Annotated in this window: 17 protein-coding genes; all 17 read right to left on the reverse strand. The window is 43.2% G+C overall.

All coding sequences use genetic code 11. The features are described from left to right. Positions 1-106: 106 nt before the first annotated feature. The 17 genes from J7384_RS17025 to J7384_RS17105 all read right to left on the reverse strand — a co-directional run bounded on the left by J7384_RS17025 (position 107) and on the right by J7384_RS17105 (position 18,093). The gene (locus J7384_RS17025) at positions 107-1,312 is read right to left on the reverse strand and encodes a hypothetical protein (RefSeq protein ID WP_209115744.1); all 1,206 of its coding nucleotides are present in this window, start codon (positions 1,310-1,312) and stop codon (positions 107-109) included. Next, the gene (locus tag J7384_RS17030; RefSeq protein WP_209115745.1) at positions 1,305-6,125 is read right to left on the reverse strand and encodes a tail fiber domain-containing protein; all 4,821 of its coding nucleotides are present in this window, start codon (positions 6,123-6,125) and stop codon (positions 1,305-1,307) included. The genes J7384_RS17025 and J7384_RS17030 overlap by 8 nt, the downstream gene beginning before the upstream one ends. Continuing rightward, positions 6,115-7,713 carry a hypothetical protein gene (locus J7384_RS17035; RefSeq protein WP_209115746.1) on the reverse strand — a complete coding sequence of 533 codons (1,599 nt, stop codon included), beginning with the start codon at positions 7,711-7,713 and terminating at the stop codon, positions 6,115-6,117. Before J7384_RS17035 ends, J7384_RS17030 begins: the two co-directional genes overlap by 11 nt. Positions 7,714-7,734: 21 nt before the next feature. Beyond that, the gene (locus J7384_RS17040; RefSeq protein WP_209115747.1) at positions 7,735-8,148 is read right to left on the reverse strand and encodes a hypothetical protein; all 414 of its coding nucleotides are present in this window, start codon (positions 8,146-8,148) and stop codon (positions 7,735-7,737) included. Beyond that, entirely contained in the window at positions 8,148-8,633 is a 486-nt protein-coding gene (locus J7384_RS17045) for a hypothetical protein (RefSeq protein ID WP_209115748.1), read from the reverse strand. Before J7384_RS17045 ends, J7384_RS17040 begins: the two co-directional genes overlap by 1 nt. Continuing rightward, the gene (locus J7384_RS17050) at positions 8,633-8,926 is read right to left on the reverse strand and encodes a hypothetical protein (RefSeq protein WP_209115749.1); all 294 of its coding nucleotides are present in this window, start codon (positions 8,924-8,926) and stop codon (positions 8,633-8,635) included. Before J7384_RS17050 ends, J7384_RS17045 begins: the two co-directional genes overlap by 1 nt. An 8-nt stretch (positions 8,927-8,934) precedes the next feature. Continuing rightward, positions 8,935-9,261, reverse strand: a complete 327-nt coding sequence (locus J7384_RS17055; RefSeq protein WP_209115750.1) for a hypothetical protein — start codon at positions 9,259-9,261, stop codon at positions 8,935-8,937. Positions 9,262-9,271: 10 nt separating this feature from the next. Continuing rightward, positions 9,272-9,760, reverse strand: a complete 489-nt coding sequence (locus J7384_RS17060) for a hypothetical protein (RefSeq protein ID WP_209115751.1) — start codon at positions 9,758-9,760, stop codon at positions 9,272-9,274. 66 nt (positions 9,761-9,826) lie between these two features. Next, the gene (locus tag J7384_RS17065) at positions 9,827-13,219 is read right to left on the reverse strand and encodes a hypothetical protein (protein WP_209115752.1); all 3,393 of its coding nucleotides are present in this window, start codon (positions 13,217-13,219) and stop codon (positions 9,827-9,829) included. A gap of 1 nt (position 13,220) precedes the next feature. Next, entirely contained in the window at positions 13,221-13,967 is a 747-nt protein-coding gene (locus J7384_RS17070; RefSeq protein WP_209115753.1) for a hypothetical protein, read from the reverse strand. Between the two features lie 19 nt (positions 13,968-13,986). After that, the gene (locus J7384_RS17075; RefSeq protein ID WP_209115754.1) at positions 13,987-14,322 is read right to left on the reverse strand and encodes a hypothetical protein; all 336 of its coding nucleotides are present in this window, start codon (positions 14,320-14,322) and stop codon (positions 13,987-13,989) included. Between the two features lie 11 nt (positions 14,323-14,333). Beyond that, the gene (locus J7384_RS17080) at positions 14,334-14,888 is read right to left on the reverse strand and encodes a hypothetical protein (protein ID WP_209115755.1); all 555 of its coding nucleotides are present in this window, start codon (positions 14,886-14,888) and stop codon (positions 14,334-14,336) included. Continuing rightward, positions 14,881-15,552 (reverse strand): DUF6682 family protein, encoded by a 672-nt coding sequence (locus tag J7384_RS17085; RefSeq protein ID WP_209115756.1) that lies wholly within the window; start codon positions 15,550-15,552, stop codon positions 14,881-14,883. Before J7384_RS17085 ends, J7384_RS17080 begins: the two co-directional genes overlap by 8 nt. A 12-nt stretch (positions 15,553-15,564) precedes the next feature. Then, positions 15,565-15,798, reverse strand: a complete 234-nt coding sequence (locus J7384_RS17090; protein ID WP_209115757.1) for a hypothetical protein — start codon at positions 15,796-15,798, stop codon at positions 15,565-15,567. Positions 15,799-15,850: 52 nt separating this feature from the next. Next, positions 15,851-16,759: a hypothetical protein gene (locus tag J7384_RS17095; protein WP_247741843.1), complete on the reverse strand. Its 909-nt coding sequence runs from the start codon at positions 16,757-16,759 to the stop codon at positions 15,851-15,853. A gap of 25 nt (positions 16,760-16,784) precedes the next feature. Next, positions 16,785-17,786, reverse strand: coding sequence for a hypothetical protein (locus J7384_RS17100; RefSeq protein ID WP_209115758.1), 1,002 nt, complete (start codon positions 17,784-17,786; stop codon positions 16,785-16,787). A 49-nt stretch (positions 17,787-17,835) separates the two neighbouring features. Beyond that, positions 17,836-18,093 (reverse strand): hypothetical protein, encoded by a 258-nt coding sequence (locus J7384_RS17105; RefSeq protein WP_209115759.1) that lies wholly within the window; start codon positions 18,091-18,093, stop codon positions 17,836-17,838. Between the last annotated feature and the right edge of the window lie 21 nt (positions 18,094-18,114).

The following is an 18,114-nucleotide window of genomic DNA, read 5'->3' on the forward strand; positions in this document are numbered from 1 at the left end:
AAAAGCCCCGCGAGTGCGAGGCTATGAAAAGGGCAATAAAAAACCCGCAAAAATGCGGGTTTGTCGGATAGTAAATATACTATCTTAAAACTGATTTATTAGCCAATTACGGTTCTGAATAAGCTTCGATGTTATATGAAACGTTTTGTGTTAATACTCGGCTTGGGTAATCCTTGTGCCTAGCTTCAATCCGAATATAGCCAATAAATGTCCCTGCCTCTTTCTGATTAAAATTACGACTAACTGAAACATAGTTGTTTGATGTTGAAAAGCTACCTGCCGAAGATGGACTAAGAGTCAAGCCTGATCCTGTGGTTTGGACTAGTGTATAACGATGCTCAACGCTACTACCTATGTTTGCATAACCAAACGCCCAATCAATACCAAAGTTCCAAATTAACTGGATATTTCGTCCCGAATAAAAAGTATTTTCAAACGCAAACCTACTTGTTGGGTTTTTCGTAAAATAGAACGATGTAGCAGAACCTAGAAAGTCGTGCATATCGAGCGGTACACCCGTTGGAATTCTGCTGTTTTGCGAAATATCCGGTACATAAGTGCCGCCTCGTCGATAATCGTTTAGGCTACCATTGCCACCAAAGAATTGTTTAATCGCGTTAAAATTTATTGGTAGGCTTGTTATCGGGAACGGAATAATTTGCCCCTGATCTGGGGACGCTTTAGTCGTGATGTACCAAGTATCAGAAACACCCCCAACAGTAATCGTAGTACTCACCCTTGCACCATAACCGCCTGACGTTCTCCGTATTCTGATAGAATCACCATTAACGATAGTCGCCGATGTACGATAACTTCCACCATTGACACTCATCGAGCCGCCATTATTAATAGACGCGGCAACCGGTGTATTAATACCTGAAATCCTAATCAGATTAGACGTGTAGGTTTGATTTGGTGAAACTTGAACTAAATCGTTAAAACTAAAGCCGTCCGGTGTTGTATCTGCGCCACTTACAACAGTGAAATAAAACGCATCACCAGTGAAACCACTTGCTGAAAAAAATACGGCATCACTTCTAAGTGAAGCCCCCGATCGTATCGTTTTAGTAACACTTTCACCGACACCTAACGAGACGGGACTTGTATTAGTCCATAGATCACTATCAAACCCGCTAATAGTTACCCTAGTTGACGTTTGTACGCCAAAGGCATAGCGAAACGTTACCGTGTCACCAATAGCAATAACCTTTCTGTTACTGCTACTAGTACCACTGTGTCGTATTACTCTTTCGTCAATCTCAGGAAATTCAAAAAATCGCTGAGTACTAAAGCTTACTGCATGATTAGCCATTGAGCACTACCTCTAGCTTCGCCTCAAGAGTCGCTAGCTTCGCCTCTAACTTGGCTATCGCTTGCGATTGTTGATCAATGATTTTGCGGTCATCCTTGGATGCTTCTAGCAACAAGCCAATTAAGGGTAACGGCGATAACGTTAACTTTTCGCCTAACTCATCATCCTCGACAAGTCTTACCGCTTCGGGAAATGCCGCTTGAACTTCTTGCGCAATTAGACCGGCATCGTCCATCATGCCTAAATCTTTGCGTTTGAAGTAACAGCCGTTCAGCGCATCACGAATGAAACTGGCTTTCTCAATAACTCGAATATCCGTTTTAACACGGCGATCTGAGGTAGAGGTCAAGTTTGCACAAGTGATAACACCGTTAGCTATCACATTGCCCGAAGATGGCTGTAGTCTAAACTTACCATTTGCGCCGTAAACAGTGTCGCCTGAGTGCCACAGAATGTTGTAATAACTAGTAGAATTTGAAGTATTAACGTCTACTTGGTCAGCCCAGTTTGCCGTATTTGCATTGTTGGCATTGGTTGCGTTCGTCGCATTAGTCGCATTGGTAGCATTAGTTGCATTCGTTGCCGTATTTGCGCTTGAGGCATGAATGCCTAACGCATCAATTTGCGTTTTACCAAAATTTCGGTGATTGTATTCTAACGTCCAATTTGGTGCATAGGTCGAGCCGTGGTTACGATAGATAAAAACACTATTTGTCTTACCATTGTGTCCACTTGCCGACGGTGAAGTTGTCACCCTCACCATATAAACTGACGATGACGAGTTAATTACCTCAATCGTAACGCCCGCTAGGTCAATATTGCCAACACCTGTATCACTAATATAACCATGACCTGCATAACTCCATGACGCTTTAGCAACCCAATAACGAACATTAAACGCGCCGTGAGCAGTAAGTGCCGCAATAAACTGGCTAGTGGTAACTGCGCCTGTGCCATGTATGCTCGTTAAGTACCGATAGTCCAAGTCATATTGCGATTTCAATAGATATTTGCTGTCACTTTGCGCCTTTGTGTACGCATCAGTAATACCAAAGCCTGAAATAGTATTTGGTCTATTTTGTATGCCCGCCCAATCAACGAGAACGCCACCTGTAGAACCAAGTAATTCATTAACAGAAAAAATTAGTGAACCACCTTGATTCCCCCAACTGCCCGATTTACTGTATATCTCAACCCAATACTGGTAAGACCTACCGGCACTAGGCAGTGGTGTATTAAATGTTTCATTTAGTTGTATATAACTAAAGTGAGTATTACCGTCACTTCTTCTTGCTACCGTACCGGTAACACTTCTATTAAGTAGTATTTCTGTACCTAAGCTACTAGATCTTTTTATGTTGATAATGAATGAGGGAGCTGTTAACGGTGTAGTTAATGGCACGATTGCAGAACCACCAACAACAACAATGTTAATTTCAGTAACAGCACCACCAGACGCTATTGGATTTGAAGAACCAGCCGCATAGTAAGAAGTGTTTGTAAAGTTCTCTCTAAATATAGATCTTGAACCACCTGTCAGTGTAGCACTTGGATCTATTCTTACTAATGTGTTTAAAAAGTCATCCCTTAATACAGTTTCATGCAACGAATTCGCGGGCAACAGTACCGCATCAGTAGCACTTGAGGTTACGGTTAATTTATCAACCGATAGCTCGCCACCTTTAATACTTGAGCCTGTTAGGTTAATTATTCTGGCATCATCAATGAACGTTACGCCATTGTTGATTACAAATGGTAGCAAAGCACCTTCTGAAGGATTAGACGAACCGCTTGGCAATATCGCGAACCTGTCAGCCCTAACAAGCACTGAGCCAGTGCCGCTAGTTTCGTCAGCAACTAAGCCGATACCCGCTATAACGCCGTTAGCATCAACCTTGATTGTGCGCTCTGCCTTGACCTTACCCATATCCGTCTCAAGCACGCTAGAACGATCTTCAACTGCGGCAGTTCTAGCATTGACTGTTGTGCTAAAAACTTCACTTAAAGGCGGTTCAGTGCCATCGATAACATCAACCCTAGGCTCGGCAAACCACTGCTTGTCCCCTGAACCTGTTTCATAGTAGTAATAGGCTCTAATCCTTTGCAGCGTTGCATTAGCTTTCATCCTGTAATCAGTGCCTTGTGCTACTTTATCCCCTTTTTCATTGTATAAACCGCTTAGAGCTTCGCCGCTTGTTGTGCCTTGAGGGTATATATACCCAACAATAGCGAACCACTCATTAGGCTTTATCCCAACATTGTTTAATGTCGCACCCGATGGCGTTATAAAATAAGGGTTATTATTGGGTGAGCCACCAAGGTTTTCTGTTGTTGATGTTGAACAACCTAAATAAGTAACACCAGTACTGTCAAAATTGGCAGAATCGTTTGATTCAGCTCTTTTATACCAACAAATAATTCGATATTTTTTTGTTGAATCACAAGCGAAACTTTTATCCCAACCACCATTAGAACTGTTATCCCCCTCACTTTCAGAGAACCACAAAACCCCTTTGCCGTATGGGGTAACACCTGAAACAATTTTGTTTTCAGAATGAGTGCCATTTGCCGACCATGTATAACCGTCATTAGCAGATTGACTGCCAGTTGTGCCGATTTCCCAATCGTCCGTTGTTAACAAGTTCGTACTTTGGTCTACTCCGCCAGTACGTAAACTAAGCTGAGAAACCTTACTTGCACTAGTGTTAGTTAAACTGACTAAATCAGTATAGCGAGTAACATTTGAGTTTTTCGTTAGCCCTAATACGTTGTAAATCTGCGCATTGTCATTGGCTAAACTCACAAGTGCGCTGTACGTTTTACTAATGCTTGAACTAGTCGTTAGGCCAAGGCGACTAAAAATAGTCGCACTGTTGTTAGCAAGCTGAGTTAATGCGCTATATGTGGTTACTGAGCTTGAAGAAGTCACACCAAGATTACTGAAAATACTCGCGTGTTCACTACTTGCGCTTTGAAGTGTGCTAATTTGGCTTGATTGCGTGCCGTTAGTATTAGTCAGATTTGTAATAGCTGTTGCCTGCGAACTCGTCGTTGACAGCAAATTATTGATATTACTTGTCTGTGTCGCATTGGTGCTTTCAAGCGCTGTAACTTTGCTTGCTTGGCTTGCACTAGCTGTTTCAAGCGTTGAAATTTTAGACTTATTAGTCGTATTGTCAGACTCTAACGAAGTCAGCCTTGTTGCCTGTCCTGCGGTCGTTGTCTCCAACGTACTAATTTTAGAATTTTGCGAGGTGTCGCTTGTTTCTAAAGCAGATAATTTCGTCGCTTGGCTACCGGTTACTGTCTGTAAATCAGCGATATCTGACTTATTGGTACTATCAGAGCTTGTTAATGCCGTAATACTACTCGCTTGGCTTGCACTCGCACTTTGTAAAGACGTAATCGCCGATTCGTTGGTTGAGTTCTTACTTGTCAGTTCAGTGATTTTAGTCGCCTGATCTGCTGTAGTTGTCTCAAGTGTAGAGATTTTATTTGTGTGATTTGTACTTGCCGTTGATAACGTGCTCAATTGATTAGCATGTGTGCCTGTTACCGTCTCAAGGCTTGCAATTCTCGATGAGAAACCGCCAGCACCTTTGCGCAATTCAACTTGCTTTATAACTGGCATATCGGCATCAATAGACCACACTACGATGGTATTATTACCGGTTACAATGTTATCTACATCAAAGCTATACCACGTTTCAATATCGCTAACGCCAATATGGTTATCGGCAAACGTAGTGCCGTTCAATGAGGCAGAAAAGCCTTGCATACCAAGGCTTAAGCGAATTCTTACCGTACCACTGCCCGCGCTATCAGACGTTAGCATTAAGCTGTAACCGCTTGATTCATTGCTACTCGCTGGCACAACTTGGGAGCCAGTCCAAGAATCTAGTAGCGGCTGAGTGCTACTTTCAAGCACGCTTAAGCGCACCGCATAGTCACCTTGCGCATTTTCAACAGTTAATAACCTAGCGCCGTACCCTGTTACCGGTGTTGTGATGAGGTTGTCTAAATCATTGTGCGCTTTCAACAAGCCCGTGGTTGCGTTGTTGATTTGGTCGTGCAGCGAGTTATGCGCGGATAACAAGCTTGTCTGTGCTTGTTTTAAGCCAGTGCTCGCATTATTTATTTGGTCATCTAAGGTTTGCTGGGTTGCTTTAACAGCCGCAACAGAATCAACCAAGCCTGTGCCGCTTTCGTCGATTAAGTCGATTCTGTCTCGCAAGCTTTGCGCTAACTGGGTATTGGTTATTTCATTTGTTAAGAGACTCAACAAATAAGCTGTATCTTTGCTGGTTTCACCAAAAACACCACTTGTATCGTGAAAGCCTCCCGCTAAATTATTAACATTTACGAAACGTACCCAATAGTAGTTGGCTTGATCTGTTCCTACTGAGTCAGCATAGGTAATAGCTCGTGTATCACCAATCTTAACCGCCGTTGCTAAATCGTTTGTTGATGCGCGGAAAACTTCGGCATAAGCATGGCCATAATACTTAGGTTCATCCCAGCTAACGAGCACCGATGAAAAACTACCAGTAGCTTGTACGTTGGTTGGTTTTGTTGGTCTACCAACGTTAGGATCGTTGTTGGAATTAGGGACATAAACCGAGCCGATAGAGCCATTGCGAAGCGTTGTGAAATTAACAACACCTACTCGCTGTAAATCTCGGTAAGTTACGGCCTTATCTAAGCCATTACCTGACGCACCAGTTAGGATTTCTGAAATCTCAGTTAACGCATTGACGGCTCGATCAGTATTGCCACGAGCAATCGCGGGGTAACTAATTTTTTTATTCACCATAGTTAAGCGCTCGCTTGTCGTTAGCAAAGATAAGGCCGCGCACAACAGCGCTACCAGTTAGTTCAATTTCGAAATATTGGCCGCGTAGTGGCGGCAACCAGAATGTTTCATCAGGTGGGCTAATATCCATTTGCAATACGCCGTCAACGTAGAGCTTAAATTGGACATTTGCGATATCATCAGTTTCAATTCGCGCACATGCCGGTAACGTTTTGTCGTTCAGCTCAAAACGTTTTTTCCATCGGTAGTCACGGTCTGTATGGTTAGTCGACCACGATTCCAAGTTGTCATTTATAACTAAATACAATCGATCTTGTTTGAGGTCGTTGTGTGCGGCCTGCGCGTAAAAATCTAAATCAACAAGGGTTTGTGTTTGTGGATCAAAAATAAAGCCCGCGCTATTGTCATAAAAGCCAATATATTTGCCCTCGAAATGGCTTGCGTGAATAGTCGACGGCTTGTACTTAGCTTGCCATTGGTCATAGCGAATAATTTGCTCAGTGATCAACTGCGTACCACTTGCGCCCGCTGCCACTAATCCATCTGGGCTGGCATAGATAACGTAATCTCCCATATCAACCATTGAGCGCTTTGATTCACAAGATTGCTTTTCTTCAAGCTTAATACTTGAAATATTGTCAGGTGACACACCAGAGAAAATATACGGGTTGCCCTCAGTACCTACAATCACCGAGTTACCGGTCACGGCAATACCTACAATATTGTGCTCTGTTGTTTGGCGATATTTTACAGGCCATGCATACGGCAAATATGGCTCTGAAAAGCACAGTGTTTTGCCAATAAAGCCAACAGCAATGCCGTTTGGCATCATCGTCAAACCTTTCATATCGGCTGGTGGTACATCAAAATCAATAGTGCTTAACGTCACTGATTGCGGCGAAGGTGCTGAATCAGCATAAGTAGTGGCCGAAATAGGCAACTCTGCAACTAGAAAAAATGCTGAGTTTTCGAGAGTCGTAGCCGAGCGATAAATGCGAATATTTTTTACGTTGTGATAGTTGGTTGACCATGACGGGATCGAAATATTAACTACCGCTGTGTCAGGGTTTAATATGGTAACTTCGTTACTAACAGGGCTTGGTGCTCCTTCTTCGCCTGCTTCTGTAACTGCTGTAAATAGGTAAAAGCGCGTCTCATCGTTCTCTGTATCGCTTTCGTCTTGATCATTACTACTAATGCTGGTGATTGTTAGCGGGAACGGTGGTGCTGGGCTGCCCAAACGATAGCTAGCGTTTGGTGGTGTTGTATTACCCGTTACTGTGGTGTTATAGCCAATTTGTGCGTAACGGTGATCACCCGTCCAAATAACACTATCGAACGTGTCATCAATTGTCGGACTTAGAATTGCGTCTACATCGTTAGCCCATGAAAACCAAAAGTTATTGTATAGAAACAATGACTTTGTATTGGCTCGAATATTCGCATTAAAATTAGTATTGTCTTTGTAAGGCTCTAGATTACCGCGTTCGAAACGACAATTTACCGCCTCGGTAGCCATTTCAGGCTCAAGCAAGCGAGAATCGGCAATAGGCACGATCCCCTTAAAGGTCGGGATTCTAATTTTCATAAAGCACCAGAATGAGCGCTATTAGCGTTTCAGTACGCTAATACTTTTAATTGATACTGCCGCGAGTACGACAATTTCTAAGATGGTTCGATAGTTGGGTATTAGTTGGATAAGCGCGTTAACCCCTGCCTTAATTGATGAGATATAAGCGGGGTTGTCTGTATATGCGCTTAAAATAGCCGAAATAAAAATTAACGGGATAGGCAAAGTAATAATCACTGTCACCCACTCATCTTTCCAGCTATCACCCTCGGTTCGCTTGCTTAATGCCTCCCACTCGGCATCGGTAAGGTCAAGCTTAAAATCGCCAGTTTGCTTGGCTAGCTTTATCTTACTTTCTGCCGATTCTTTGGCCGCTTTGCGTTCTTGGCGAGATTGATAAGCTTTGCTAATCGGGGATACTAAGCTTGAGAAAAAAGCACCGATATCAAACATTAGTCACCCCCTGCGTATAGCCACTTTTCAGCCGAATTTAGATAGTGCTCAACCGTGCCTTTGCCTGCTTCGGTGTTATAGTGCTTTTTCCAATAGACAGCCCGCTCTAGGTAGTTATCAGGAATGGCCGCTGGCACACGCATATACTTCAAGCGACACAAAATGGTCGCTAGCATAAAGTCATCAGCAAGATCGGCCAGTTGAACCCTAGCTAAGTCATAGCCCCAAACGCTTTTAACACGCTCTTTGTGACGTGAATCTGTCTCTTTTTTAATGTCATCAAGTGCAATCTGATCGAACTGATAACCACCGACACCCAAGCGATCTGGGTGCCTGTCGGGGTATGTGCAAAGCTGGGTTTCAGCGGCGCACGTCTCAAAAAGTAATTTCTTAGCTAATCGACGTGAACCACCAAGCGTTGAACAAACTGCGCCGATACAAGAAACAATATGCTCTCTGTCAAGAGCGCCGTAATAATATTTCATTACTGCCCCTTTGATATCTTGCTAGCTTTGATTAACCACTCAATAGATCTAGTTGTTCCCATACCAGATAACAGCGCAATCAAAAACGTGTGCCAAAAGTCCATGCTTTGAATGATGCCAAAAGCGTAAATAGCACCGCCAAACATGATTGATAAAATCATTTCGCCGAAAAAGCGTTTAACATTAAAAGGCTCATCACTGACTAGCGTTCGAGCGATAAAGCCAGCGAGCATTGTTAACGCAATAGCCAACAACTCTTTCGTTTGTGTGCTTGTTAAGTTTTCAATAGACATAAATTTCCTTAAACAAAATCAAGCACCAAGCGGTACTCTGTTTTTTCAGATAGAAGTACTTTGCCGCGCTTGTACGTATCGCTATACATAATCAAGCGGGCATTACGCTTGCCTTTTGAGATATTGGTTAAACTGCCTAGAGTAAGTGTTACTACGCCGTTGTTATCAAAGGCGACATAGCCATCATTTGAGCTGTATTCGGTGCCGTCTAACTCAACTGCTAACGATGTAGCCCCCAAGCTAACAAATGGCACCGGTACACCGTCTTGCTTAACTGTGATATCTCTTGGGGAATTGCGACCTAGATAGATCGTTAGTACTTTTTTAACTAACATAATCGCCCCCTTATGCCGGTGGTGTGTCGCCTTTAGTGGTCAAAACAGCGTTGTCGACAGCAATAGCTGCGGTGCCTGTGTTAACTGTCCACTTGATCCAAATTGACTTGTAAGCATCGGGGGCTAAGTCTGGCAGTGGTAACGAGTTGGCCTCGTTTGCCGCTGTCGAAAATGTAACGCCGGTCGGTGCAGTTGTAATGTTGGAAATGACTTGCTCGCTAGCATTGGCCGCTGCTGTACCTAGGCCAACTTCGACAGAGGTTGTCGGGCTTGGGGTTTGTGTCGCAATCCAATGTTTGACACTGGTTAACGTGTCGCTTGTATTTGTGTTTCGAACATAGATACAGGCGTATTTAACAATGCCCGCTGCTGCTTCGGCAGAGGTAAAATTAGGAAAGATGTTTTCAAGTGATCCGCTAGAAATTTCACTTGATGTAATCGCGCCGCCTAAGTTATTAGTCGTTTTGAAATACTTGATTTCACTTGCACTTATAGCCATAAAAAGCCCTTAAACAAAAAAAGGGCGCAAACTAAGTTGCGCCCTTATGTGGATTAATGAGGTTGGTTAAATTGAAAAACGTTCTGAAATCACATCGAGCGTAAAGCGCTGTTCAGTGGTATCGATTGAATTAATAGTTTCGCCGACTGAAAAACTAACGGGTTTGTCGAGATCTACCGGAATAGCAACACCATCAACAAACATGCGTATATCTACAATATTGCTGACGCTGCTAAGAATTTTCGTGCCGGTATCTAAGTCACTTGCGACAACTCTGTAAACCTGTTGCCTGATATCAAGCTCTTTACTTAACGCCTGATAAATAGAAGCTTGAATATCAGTGCTTTTGTCTATTGCGTGATACACGCTTGCGCGAATGTCACTTGTCGCGTTGATGGTTCCAAGCACACTGTTAACGACTTCGCTGTCGTGTGAAACAGCGGCTAATACTTGTGAAACCAAATTAACCGATTGAGCAACCGTAGCGCCCAAAACAGCTTGACGAATATCAACCGATTTTGACACTGTGCTGCCAAGTATTGCTGCTCTGATATCAGTATTACTTAGGATTGCCGAGAGTATTTTTTGCTGAATGCTATATGACGAACTAATCGCCTGATAGACACTTGAACGCACATCGGTATTACTGGCGACAAAGCTAAGAACACTTGATCGTAAATCGGCCTGAGATACCGCGATCCCGTATATTTGTTGCCTAATATCAGTGTTTGACAGTACGCTTTGATAAACAGCGTTACGAACATCGATACTCGATGTAATACTCGCCAACGCCGATAATATTTGCTGTCTAATATCGACAGAACTAAGCACTTGTCCTAGCGTTGATGTTCTAACGTCCAAGTTAGATAACACACTTACTAGCCCGCTGTTTATTAAGTAAAACGCTGACGCGATATCGCTACCGTTCCAGCCTTTACCCTTTAAAGCCGTTTGGCCAGCTTCATTGATTTGACCGTCATCAGTGATATAACTTGGTAAACTTGCATCTTGAATACCTACGCCTTTGTTTTTCGCATCGACAGTATCAGTAACATTACCTGAACCCGTCACAGTGCCGAGAGCTGCAAAGCATCCACCTTTAGGAATAAGGCAGTTGTGCAGTTCAGCATTGTTAACATTGAAAGCAACGGCACTTGTTACTGACGAACTATCAAAGATACATTCCTGTAGCTTAGTATTGTCAGTGTTCTTACCTACAACGGCTTCCCTTGTATAACTTTTGAAAAGGGTTTTGCTTATGTTAGCTTTTTGTATAAAGCTGCAATTTATCGCTTGTGTGCTAGCTGTATCAACGACACAACTATCTATGCTTAAATTTCCATCGTTTGTATTACCCGAAAAACTACCAAGCGTTAGCCTTTTGAGGCTAAATAACCCTGACTTATTTATTAAGCAATGCCCGCCAAAGCCATATTGTTTCTGTTCTAAAATAGCGTGTTTATCAGTACTGCCGACTAGCTCTATGATCGCACCATCTGCGCCATTTTTTGCTAATGATTCATTCGTAAAATACTCGTAAACAACACCTTGATTGATAACGTTTAAATTTGAGCCTATGCCATTAATGAAGTTTTGCGGCGTTGAATAATCTTTAGCACTGCCTATTGTGTAGACTTGCTTATCGATAACTCGTAGCCATTTAGTCGTGGGAATATTGACTATCGACGCATGATTATTACTTACCCGTTCAATGATTTGATTAGAGTCGCCAGTTGTAAAATCCCAAGAGTTGATTACCGTTCCGTCTTGAATACCATAACTTGCTGAATATATAGTCCCTGTAAAGCGAAAGTTACTATCAGCCGTGTTAAAACCGAGAATTGGGTCAAACGTAACATTAGACCAAGACATTTCTAAATTGCCATTGATACGAATGCTTATTTGTGTGCCGCTGCGCTCTATAGCTAAATCATAATCCTGATTTTCGACTAAAACTGTTTGACCGCTCAGTCTTTGGTTATCAATTCGACAATCAAGCCTGTGGTTAGTAGTTGAAATAGATATAAAATCTAAGCCACTACTACTGCTATACACACCAATAAGCATTTGAAACGTGTTTGCTAAGGCATTGTGCTTATAATTAAAGCGACATTTTAATGTTGAATTGTCTGCTAGACTAAAAGGGGATTTGATAGTGGCGAAAGTATTGTTATCAAACCGATAGCCATCAATCACTCCGCTATCACTTCTAACATAACCTTTATCAACGGGGAAACCGTTCAATGTTAATGTGTCACCAGTATAGACGCACTCTACAGTATCGCCGTCTGTCTGATTAAAAGACCAAAGACGCTTAACACCATTGAATTCCAAGCCAAAAGCGTGCAATTTACCTGAAAAGAAACCCTCAATATTAAAGCTACCAATGCGATCAAAGGTAAACGTAGAGGTGTTATTGGCAATTGAAGCAAGTAAACTGTTACCGTCAATGTCTTGAATGTCATACGTAGAGCCAGAACGGACAAAGTACCACTTGTATCGCTGACCAATAATTAGACCTGTCGTTAACGTCACGTTTGACGAGTTGCTCTGCGGTTTAATTAGTATCGATGTTGGGCTGTTAATACGTAATACATTGTCATAACCTGTCATGCCAAGTAAAACTTGGTGTCCAGAATCTTCGTAAGTAAATTCAATTAAGCATTTGAAGTCACCGCTTGGCGCATAATTAGCGGTTACGTAAGTCGGATTTGCACCACTGAACTGCAAACAATACTCGTCCTCAATAACCTCGGCGGTTTCAAAAGCTGAATATGGGTTGTGGATAAATTCGTTTAGCTCAGACTCAGTGAATTGAGTATCTTTGTGATAAATTGCAGTTGAACGCAACTTATCAGTAGAGCAACCTAACCCAATCGCAACATTATTTATCGCTGAACCTGTATTATTGTCTGTCGCAACTGTTTCAGTAACTTTTACGCCATCTTCATAAATAGATAATGTGTTAGTAGTGCCAGTCCAATGAAAGATAATGACACCTTTTCGCAAATTTGAGGATCCACCAGTAACCGCGCTCCAAGATCTAGTATTTGTACCTGTTAAGTTAGTTGACCAGTTCTGGTGTTCGATCGTTAATTTTGAACCTAATGCGGGCGTAGTTAGTGAAGCAATTACTTTGTTTGCATTACCAACGCCACCTAATGAACCCACATCAATATCAATAATTATTGCAAAGTCACCGACCTCGGAAGATTTGCCGATCAGTCTGCTATTAGCGATAGATAAAGCATTTTGGCTAGAATCAGCCCCTTTTGTAGTCACCGAACCGTCGACATTCCACGTAACACCGTCGACAAAATCAAGCGATTGACCGCTAACAATTTCAGTAATCGTGTTACCCGCGCCCTCGCTGGGTATGATTGCAGCAACTAAGTAAGGCGCAACAGGACTACTTATATCAACCTGATTAAGCCCTCTGACTTGTTGGTAAAACTTCATATTAGCTTACCGCTGTTTGTGCCGTTGCTGTAAAGTCGCGGTCGTATTTGCTTGCTACGCGATATTTAACGCGGCGAAGCAAATCACTGTTATTCACCGTAAGCGTGATCGGTGCCGTTTCGCCCGCCTTTAATGCAATGCTGCCGCGTATACGAGAATCAACAGCGTAATCGTCATCGGCATTATTTTTAGTTAAGGCCGTAACAGTAAAAACGTCATCGTATTGCGAAGCGTTCGACACCGTAATGGTGACTTTGTGCTTTTCTCGCGCACCGTTATTGATCAAGTAGTGGGTGTCATCACCGGTTGTTATATTAGTACTTGCTAATATGCTTTTCGGTGTCAGTGCTGCTTTTGCTTGATCGAACTGTTCTTGCGTTACAGACTCAAAAGGTTTGTGAGCACCGTTAGCGTATACAATTGCCGCATTTTTCAGGTTGGTAAGAGCATCGCTAACTTTGACTTGAGTTCCATCAAGTAGCGTTACATTGCCCTCGCTCGCCGAAAGCGCAATCATAGCGTCAAGCATTGCACAAACATTGCTAGGATGACCGTTGATAAAGTTGAACTCACCGCCTCGTAACTCGTCATAAGTAGCGGCTTGTAAGTCGCCAGCGTGATTTTTGAAATAGCTGTATAGGCCATTACCAACGACAAAGATTTTCATTTGTGAGCCGCTAATTAACTTTGTCTTAAGTTCTGAGTACGCCTGTGCCTCAGACAAAGTATTGAAGTCTGATAATTTCATCTTAGTGTTGCCTTAGAGGTTAGGGTTTTACTAGTCCACGCCCTAGTTCATACAAGTAAGCGCGGTAACAGTGGTCGGGGTCATCGCCGAATAGCTCAGCAAAAAAATCGATAAACTTGGCTTGATACTCAAAGCGTTTATGTTTGTGCATAAACTGGCCTGTATAGCCGCTAATAGTGCGGTCATAAGTGCCGTGAGCGAATGAGCAAATCCTTTTGTCAAAGCTGATCCACGCTGAGCGAATAGCTCGGTTTTTCTTAATCCAGAAAGCCGTAGGCCAAATAAATAAAAGTGTTGGCAAGCCCAGCACTAAGTAAGCAAGCAAAGTGCGCAAGGTCTTTAGAATTGGGATCATGAGTACCCCTTTTAATTAAAGGAATCGATTTCCATTTTTAGGTATGGGTTTGTCGTGTACTGCAAGATCTTGCTTTGGCTTATCTCTTGTTCGTACATCGCGCGGTAGCTAGCCGCTTCTTGAGGGTGATACCACTCGGTATTGGGTTGTGCCTTTAGAATGGCCAGAACGCCGTACCTTAGTGGTGTTGAGTGTCTAAAATACACATCGTCGGGAATTTCGCTTGATTCCAAGTTTGGGCAAAGAGCCAAGCGAATAGTTAGATCTTCATTTTTTCTAGGGATGGGATCTAACACTAACTCGTTAGCGTGCTGACAAAAGGCAATTTCACGCCCTTTGTCATCTTCAACACTGAGCACTAAATTGATAAATGTGTCAGCGGTTTGAGGGCGTAACGTGTATTTACGCTTGCCCTCTGTAACGCTAAGTGTTTGCTGCTCTTGCAACTCAGTAGTGCGCCCAAAAAAGTCTTGAGAGCACTGCTGTGCGGCCTTCGCGACAACGAACGGCGGTATATTAGGCACAAAGTTATTAACCAAACTGGTAAACTCTGTGTAATCAGCCATTAGCTATAATCCCCGCTCGGTTGTTAGACGCGCTAATACCGGTATCACCTTCGGTTTTAGCACCCAAGGCCACTTGGAACGCCTGCATATGTTGCGCTGCTCGACTCGCGTTTTCTGCGTAATCAGCATCTTTGCTATAAGCGCGATAAAGCATGTGATCCAAAATAGGATTCATATAGCTATCGTCGATAGGTAGCACTTGTGTGTCAGTAGTAAAATTACTGATAGTGATAGATGACGGGGCTTCTGAATATATGATTCTAAGCTTATGACTCGATGCCGGTGTCGGGTATATCCAGAACGATTTAGGGTCTCGGTCATCATAAACATAATGGTCTACGTCAGAACCCGATGCGTTGTACCAGTTGTCGACCTGATCGTCTAACATGCGTTTTTCGATACGGCGAATTTGCTTACCTGTACCAACGTTGTAAACCACATTGATTAAGCGCAAACCCGAAGCCGGTAACGTTTGTAATGACTGGCCGCCAGTGGTGTCGTATTCTTCATTGGCAATATTGGCATCAGGACGCAAGCCAATGACAGCTAGAACCGCGCCATTAAACCAGTCTAGCCATTCCTGTTTAGGCCAACGTGTGTTGGTTTTATCTTGAATGATGGTTTCAGCTTGTGAAATCACATCAACGATTTTAATGGTTGCCACGGTTCACCACCTTTATTTAACGATTGAACGTCTTTTGCTAGCCTTAGTGTCTGATTCAGTTGCCTTTGCAGGTTCTTCTGACTCAACTACTTCGGCGGTAATGTCGATAACTTCTCGAAGCTCAGCGGCTTCTGGATCACCTTCGAATACTGGGGTTAACTGAAAAGCGTCAACATTTCGCTGTAGCGTTGGTGTATAGGCCAAGATGCGACCGAAACGGTTTTTGTAACCTACTACTTTGCTCATTTTTAAGACTCCGAAAAAGAAAAAGCCCCGCCAAAGGCAGGGCTAATAATCATTAAGCTAAAGTGATAACACTGTGGCCTAATGCGTCTGGCTTGATAACCTTGAAACCAAACACGAACAACGAACGCGCTAAGTCGCCGAAGTCATCAGGGTTTTTAAGGTTTTCCATTTTGGTGATTTGACTAGCAAACGTAGTCGCACACTTGTGACCAAATACGATATCGTACTTACCACCAGAGTTATTGACGTTGTTGCTTTGGTAAATGGTAACGCGGTCGATCATGCCGACTTTGCCGTTACGCAAGGTAGACTTGCCATCACCAGTTAAGCTCGCGTCTTTAAGCTCAGAGGTCTTAATACGCGCACACGCTTTTGCTGGTAAGACAACAAAGCGGCCTTCTTCTGGTAAGTTTTGCTCGTCCATTACCGTCGATAAGTCAACAATCCAATCAACTACGTTTGCTTTGGTGATTGCTTTCGGTGACGCTGACGTACCTAAGTTAATATCACCTGAGATTTTACCGGCTGTAGCACCAGCGTTTGCTGAATCAGCATCGGCGTAAATTGCGCCTAAGAAATCGCGGTCAACCGCAATTTTCATTTGCTCAGCGCCGTCATTCGACCAGTCATCCATTAACTTAAGGTCTGACTGAACGCGGTCAACGTCGAACAAGTTAAACGCAAAGTACTTACCACGGTCGATAAGTAAGCTAGTGGTCTTGTGAACCGGATTTTCATACGTTAGGCCACTGCCCTTAACGTAATCTTGAACCGCGATATCTGGAATTTCGCGAATGATTACTTCGTCACCGTGGTTACGGATCTCACCTTCGTAATCAGTGTTAGAGATTTCGCTATAAATAGTTTTTAAGTAAAACTTGGTTAATAGCTTGGTCGACCAAATTTGCGGGATGAACTTGCCTGAAACTACCGGCAAGCTAGAATTTTTAGGATAAGCCATTGCTTATACTCCTTGATTGTGAAAATTAGCGATGTAGCGCCGCATACATTTCACGCTCAGCCTTTTGAAATTCTTCTTCGCTGATCTGGTTGCGCTGGTAGCGTCTGTGCAGATCTTCAAAGGCACTAGGATCAAAAACAGCCTCAGTCGTACCAACATCAGGCGCGGCTGTAGGTTGTGCTTGTATGTGCTCGTTAAAAGGGTTTTGTTCTGAACGTGTGCGGGTTGAGTCAACGTAGGCAGAGTAAAAACGGGTGACGCGGGTTAAATCCCCAGCGTTAAAGGCGTTCATCAACATTTCTTGGCGGCTTTGACCTGAGTATTCATCGCGTTCACGTAGCCAATCATGGAATAGTGGATCGCTGTCTACGAGGTCAAAATTGATGCTTTGACTCGCTAAGCTTTGCTTAACTGAGTTCATCTTTGCCTCAGTATTCCAAGTCGAAATATCTTTTTCTTGAGCTGACAGTTTCCCGTCAAACTCTTTGCGTAAAGCGTCAACTTGAGCGTTTGCGGTCTGTGCCACTGCACGCGCAAATTCTTCGCCGTACTCATTGACAAGGTGTTCGTTTAAGGTGATTGAGTCCTTGGCGGCTGCATGCCGCTGCGCTTCTGCTAATTGCTGCTTTAATCGTGCTATCTCTTGTTCTTGAGATTGATCAGGCTCGTTAGCTTGTGGCGCTTGTGATTCAAGGGCTTTGACTCTATCTAATAAAGCCGGAACCTCAGCGTTGTACTTGCCTTGTAAAACTTGATATTTCTTTTGCCAATCAACATCGTTAGAAGTCGGCGTTTGTGCCGGTGTTTCTGTTTGTTGAGTAGGCTGTTCAGTTGTTGATGTTTGCTCAGAAACGTCTGTATCAGGAGCCGAGTTTTCGGTGTTCCCTTGGATTATTTCATTTGCGCGTTGTTCTGCTTCTTGCACTGACTTTGGTAATGTCATAACTTGGCCTCTAGCGAGCCGATGAGCCTTGCCGGTATTCAAAGGTGTTCGCGGGTAAGTTGGGTTGGCCTGAATTTCAGGCATAAAAAAAGCCGCTGAATTAGCGGCTTAGTTGGGTGAATAGCGTTTGTTGCTATTCCTGGTCTTGAGCTTCAATTTCGATTAGCAATTCGTTTGGCTTCTCGATGTATTTTTGAAGCTCAAAGATGAGTTGTGCCATGCCCTGTGCTCGATAGATATCTACCGTTTCACCGGAATGAATAACGCGATCTGACGCGTTCACACCTGCTCGTTTGAGCAATAAAATTAACTGTTCGTATGCGTCTGGTTCTTTAGCTTGTAAGCGAACAAGCGCACGCAATAATCGAATGTTATCTTCGTTATTTTCCATTGTTAGCTATTACCTTTTCGT

Origin of the sequence: Endozoicomonas sp. G2_1 (genome assembly GCF_017744155.1) — a bacterium.
In the GTDB taxonomy this organism is placed as follows: domain Bacteria; phylum Pseudomonadota; class Gammaproteobacteria; order Enterobacterales; family Alteromonadaceae; genus JAGHQT01.

What these genes read in the sequence shown, in the direction of transcription:
- J7384_RS17105 (WP_209115759.1), bottom strand. Translation starts at nt 18,093, where the DNA reads ATGGAAAATAACGAAGATAACATTCGATTATTGCGTGCGCTTGTTCGC.
- J7384_RS17075 (WP_209115754.1), bottom strand. Translation starts at nt 14,322, where the DNA reads ATGATCCCAATTCTAAAGACCTTGCGCACTTTGCTTGCTTACTTAGTG.
- J7384_RS17065 (WP_209115752.1), bottom strand. Translation starts at nt 13,219, where the DNA reads ATGAAGTTTTACCAACAAGTCAGAGGGCTTAATCAGGTTGATATAAGT.
- J7384_RS17090 (WP_209115757.1), bottom strand. Translation starts at nt 15,798, where the DNA reads ATGAGCAAAGTAGTAGGTTACAAAAACCGTTTCGGTCGCATCTTGGCC.
- J7384_RS17045 (WP_209115748.1), bottom strand. Translation starts at nt 8,633, where the DNA reads ATGAAATATTATTACGGCGCTCTTGACAGAGAGCATATTGTTTCTTGT.
- J7384_RS17060 (WP_209115751.1), bottom strand. Translation starts at nt 9,760, where the DNA reads ATGGCTATAAGTGCAAGTGAAATCAAGTATTTCAAAACGACTAATAAC.
- J7384_RS17100 (WP_209115758.1), bottom strand. Translation starts at nt 17,786, where the DNA reads ATGCCTGAAATTCAGGCCAACCCAACTTACCCGCGAACACCTTTGAAT.
- J7384_RS17030 (WP_209115745.1), bottom strand. Translation starts at nt 6,125, where the DNA reads ATGGTGAATAAAAAAATTAGTTACCCCGCGATTGCTCGTGGCAATACT.
- J7384_RS17050 (WP_209115749.1), bottom strand. Translation starts at nt 8,926, where the DNA reads ATGTCTATTGAAAACTTAACAAGCACACAAACGAAAGAGTTGTTGGCT.
- J7384_RS17040 (WP_209115747.1), bottom strand. Translation starts at nt 8,148, where the DNA reads ATGTTTGATATCGGTGCTTTTTTCTCAAGCTTAGTATCCCCGATTAGC.
- J7384_RS17095 (WP_247741843.1), bottom strand. Translation starts at nt 16,759, where the DNA reads ATGGCTTATCCTAAAAATTCTAGCTTGCCGGTAGTTTCAGGCAAGTTC.
- J7384_RS17055 (WP_209115750.1), bottom strand. Translation starts at nt 9,261, where the DNA reads ATGTTAGTTAAAAAAGTACTAACGATCTATCTAGGTCGCAATTCCCCA.
- J7384_RS17035 (WP_209115746.1), bottom strand. Translation starts at nt 7,713, where the DNA reads ATGAAAATTAGAATCCCGACCTTTAAGGGGATCGTGCCTATTGCCGAT.
- J7384_RS17080 (WP_209115755.1), bottom strand. Translation starts at nt 14,888, where the DNA reads ATGGCTGATTACACAGAGTTTACCAGTTTGGTTAATAACTTTGTGCCT.
- J7384_RS17025 (WP_209115744.1), bottom strand. Translation starts at nt 1,312, where the DNA reads ATGGCTAATCATGCAGTAAGCTTTAGTACTCAGCGATTTTTTGAATTT.
- J7384_RS17070 (WP_209115753.1), bottom strand. Translation starts at nt 13,967, where the DNA reads ATGAAATTATCAGACTTCAATACTTTGTCTGAGGCACAGGCGTACTCA.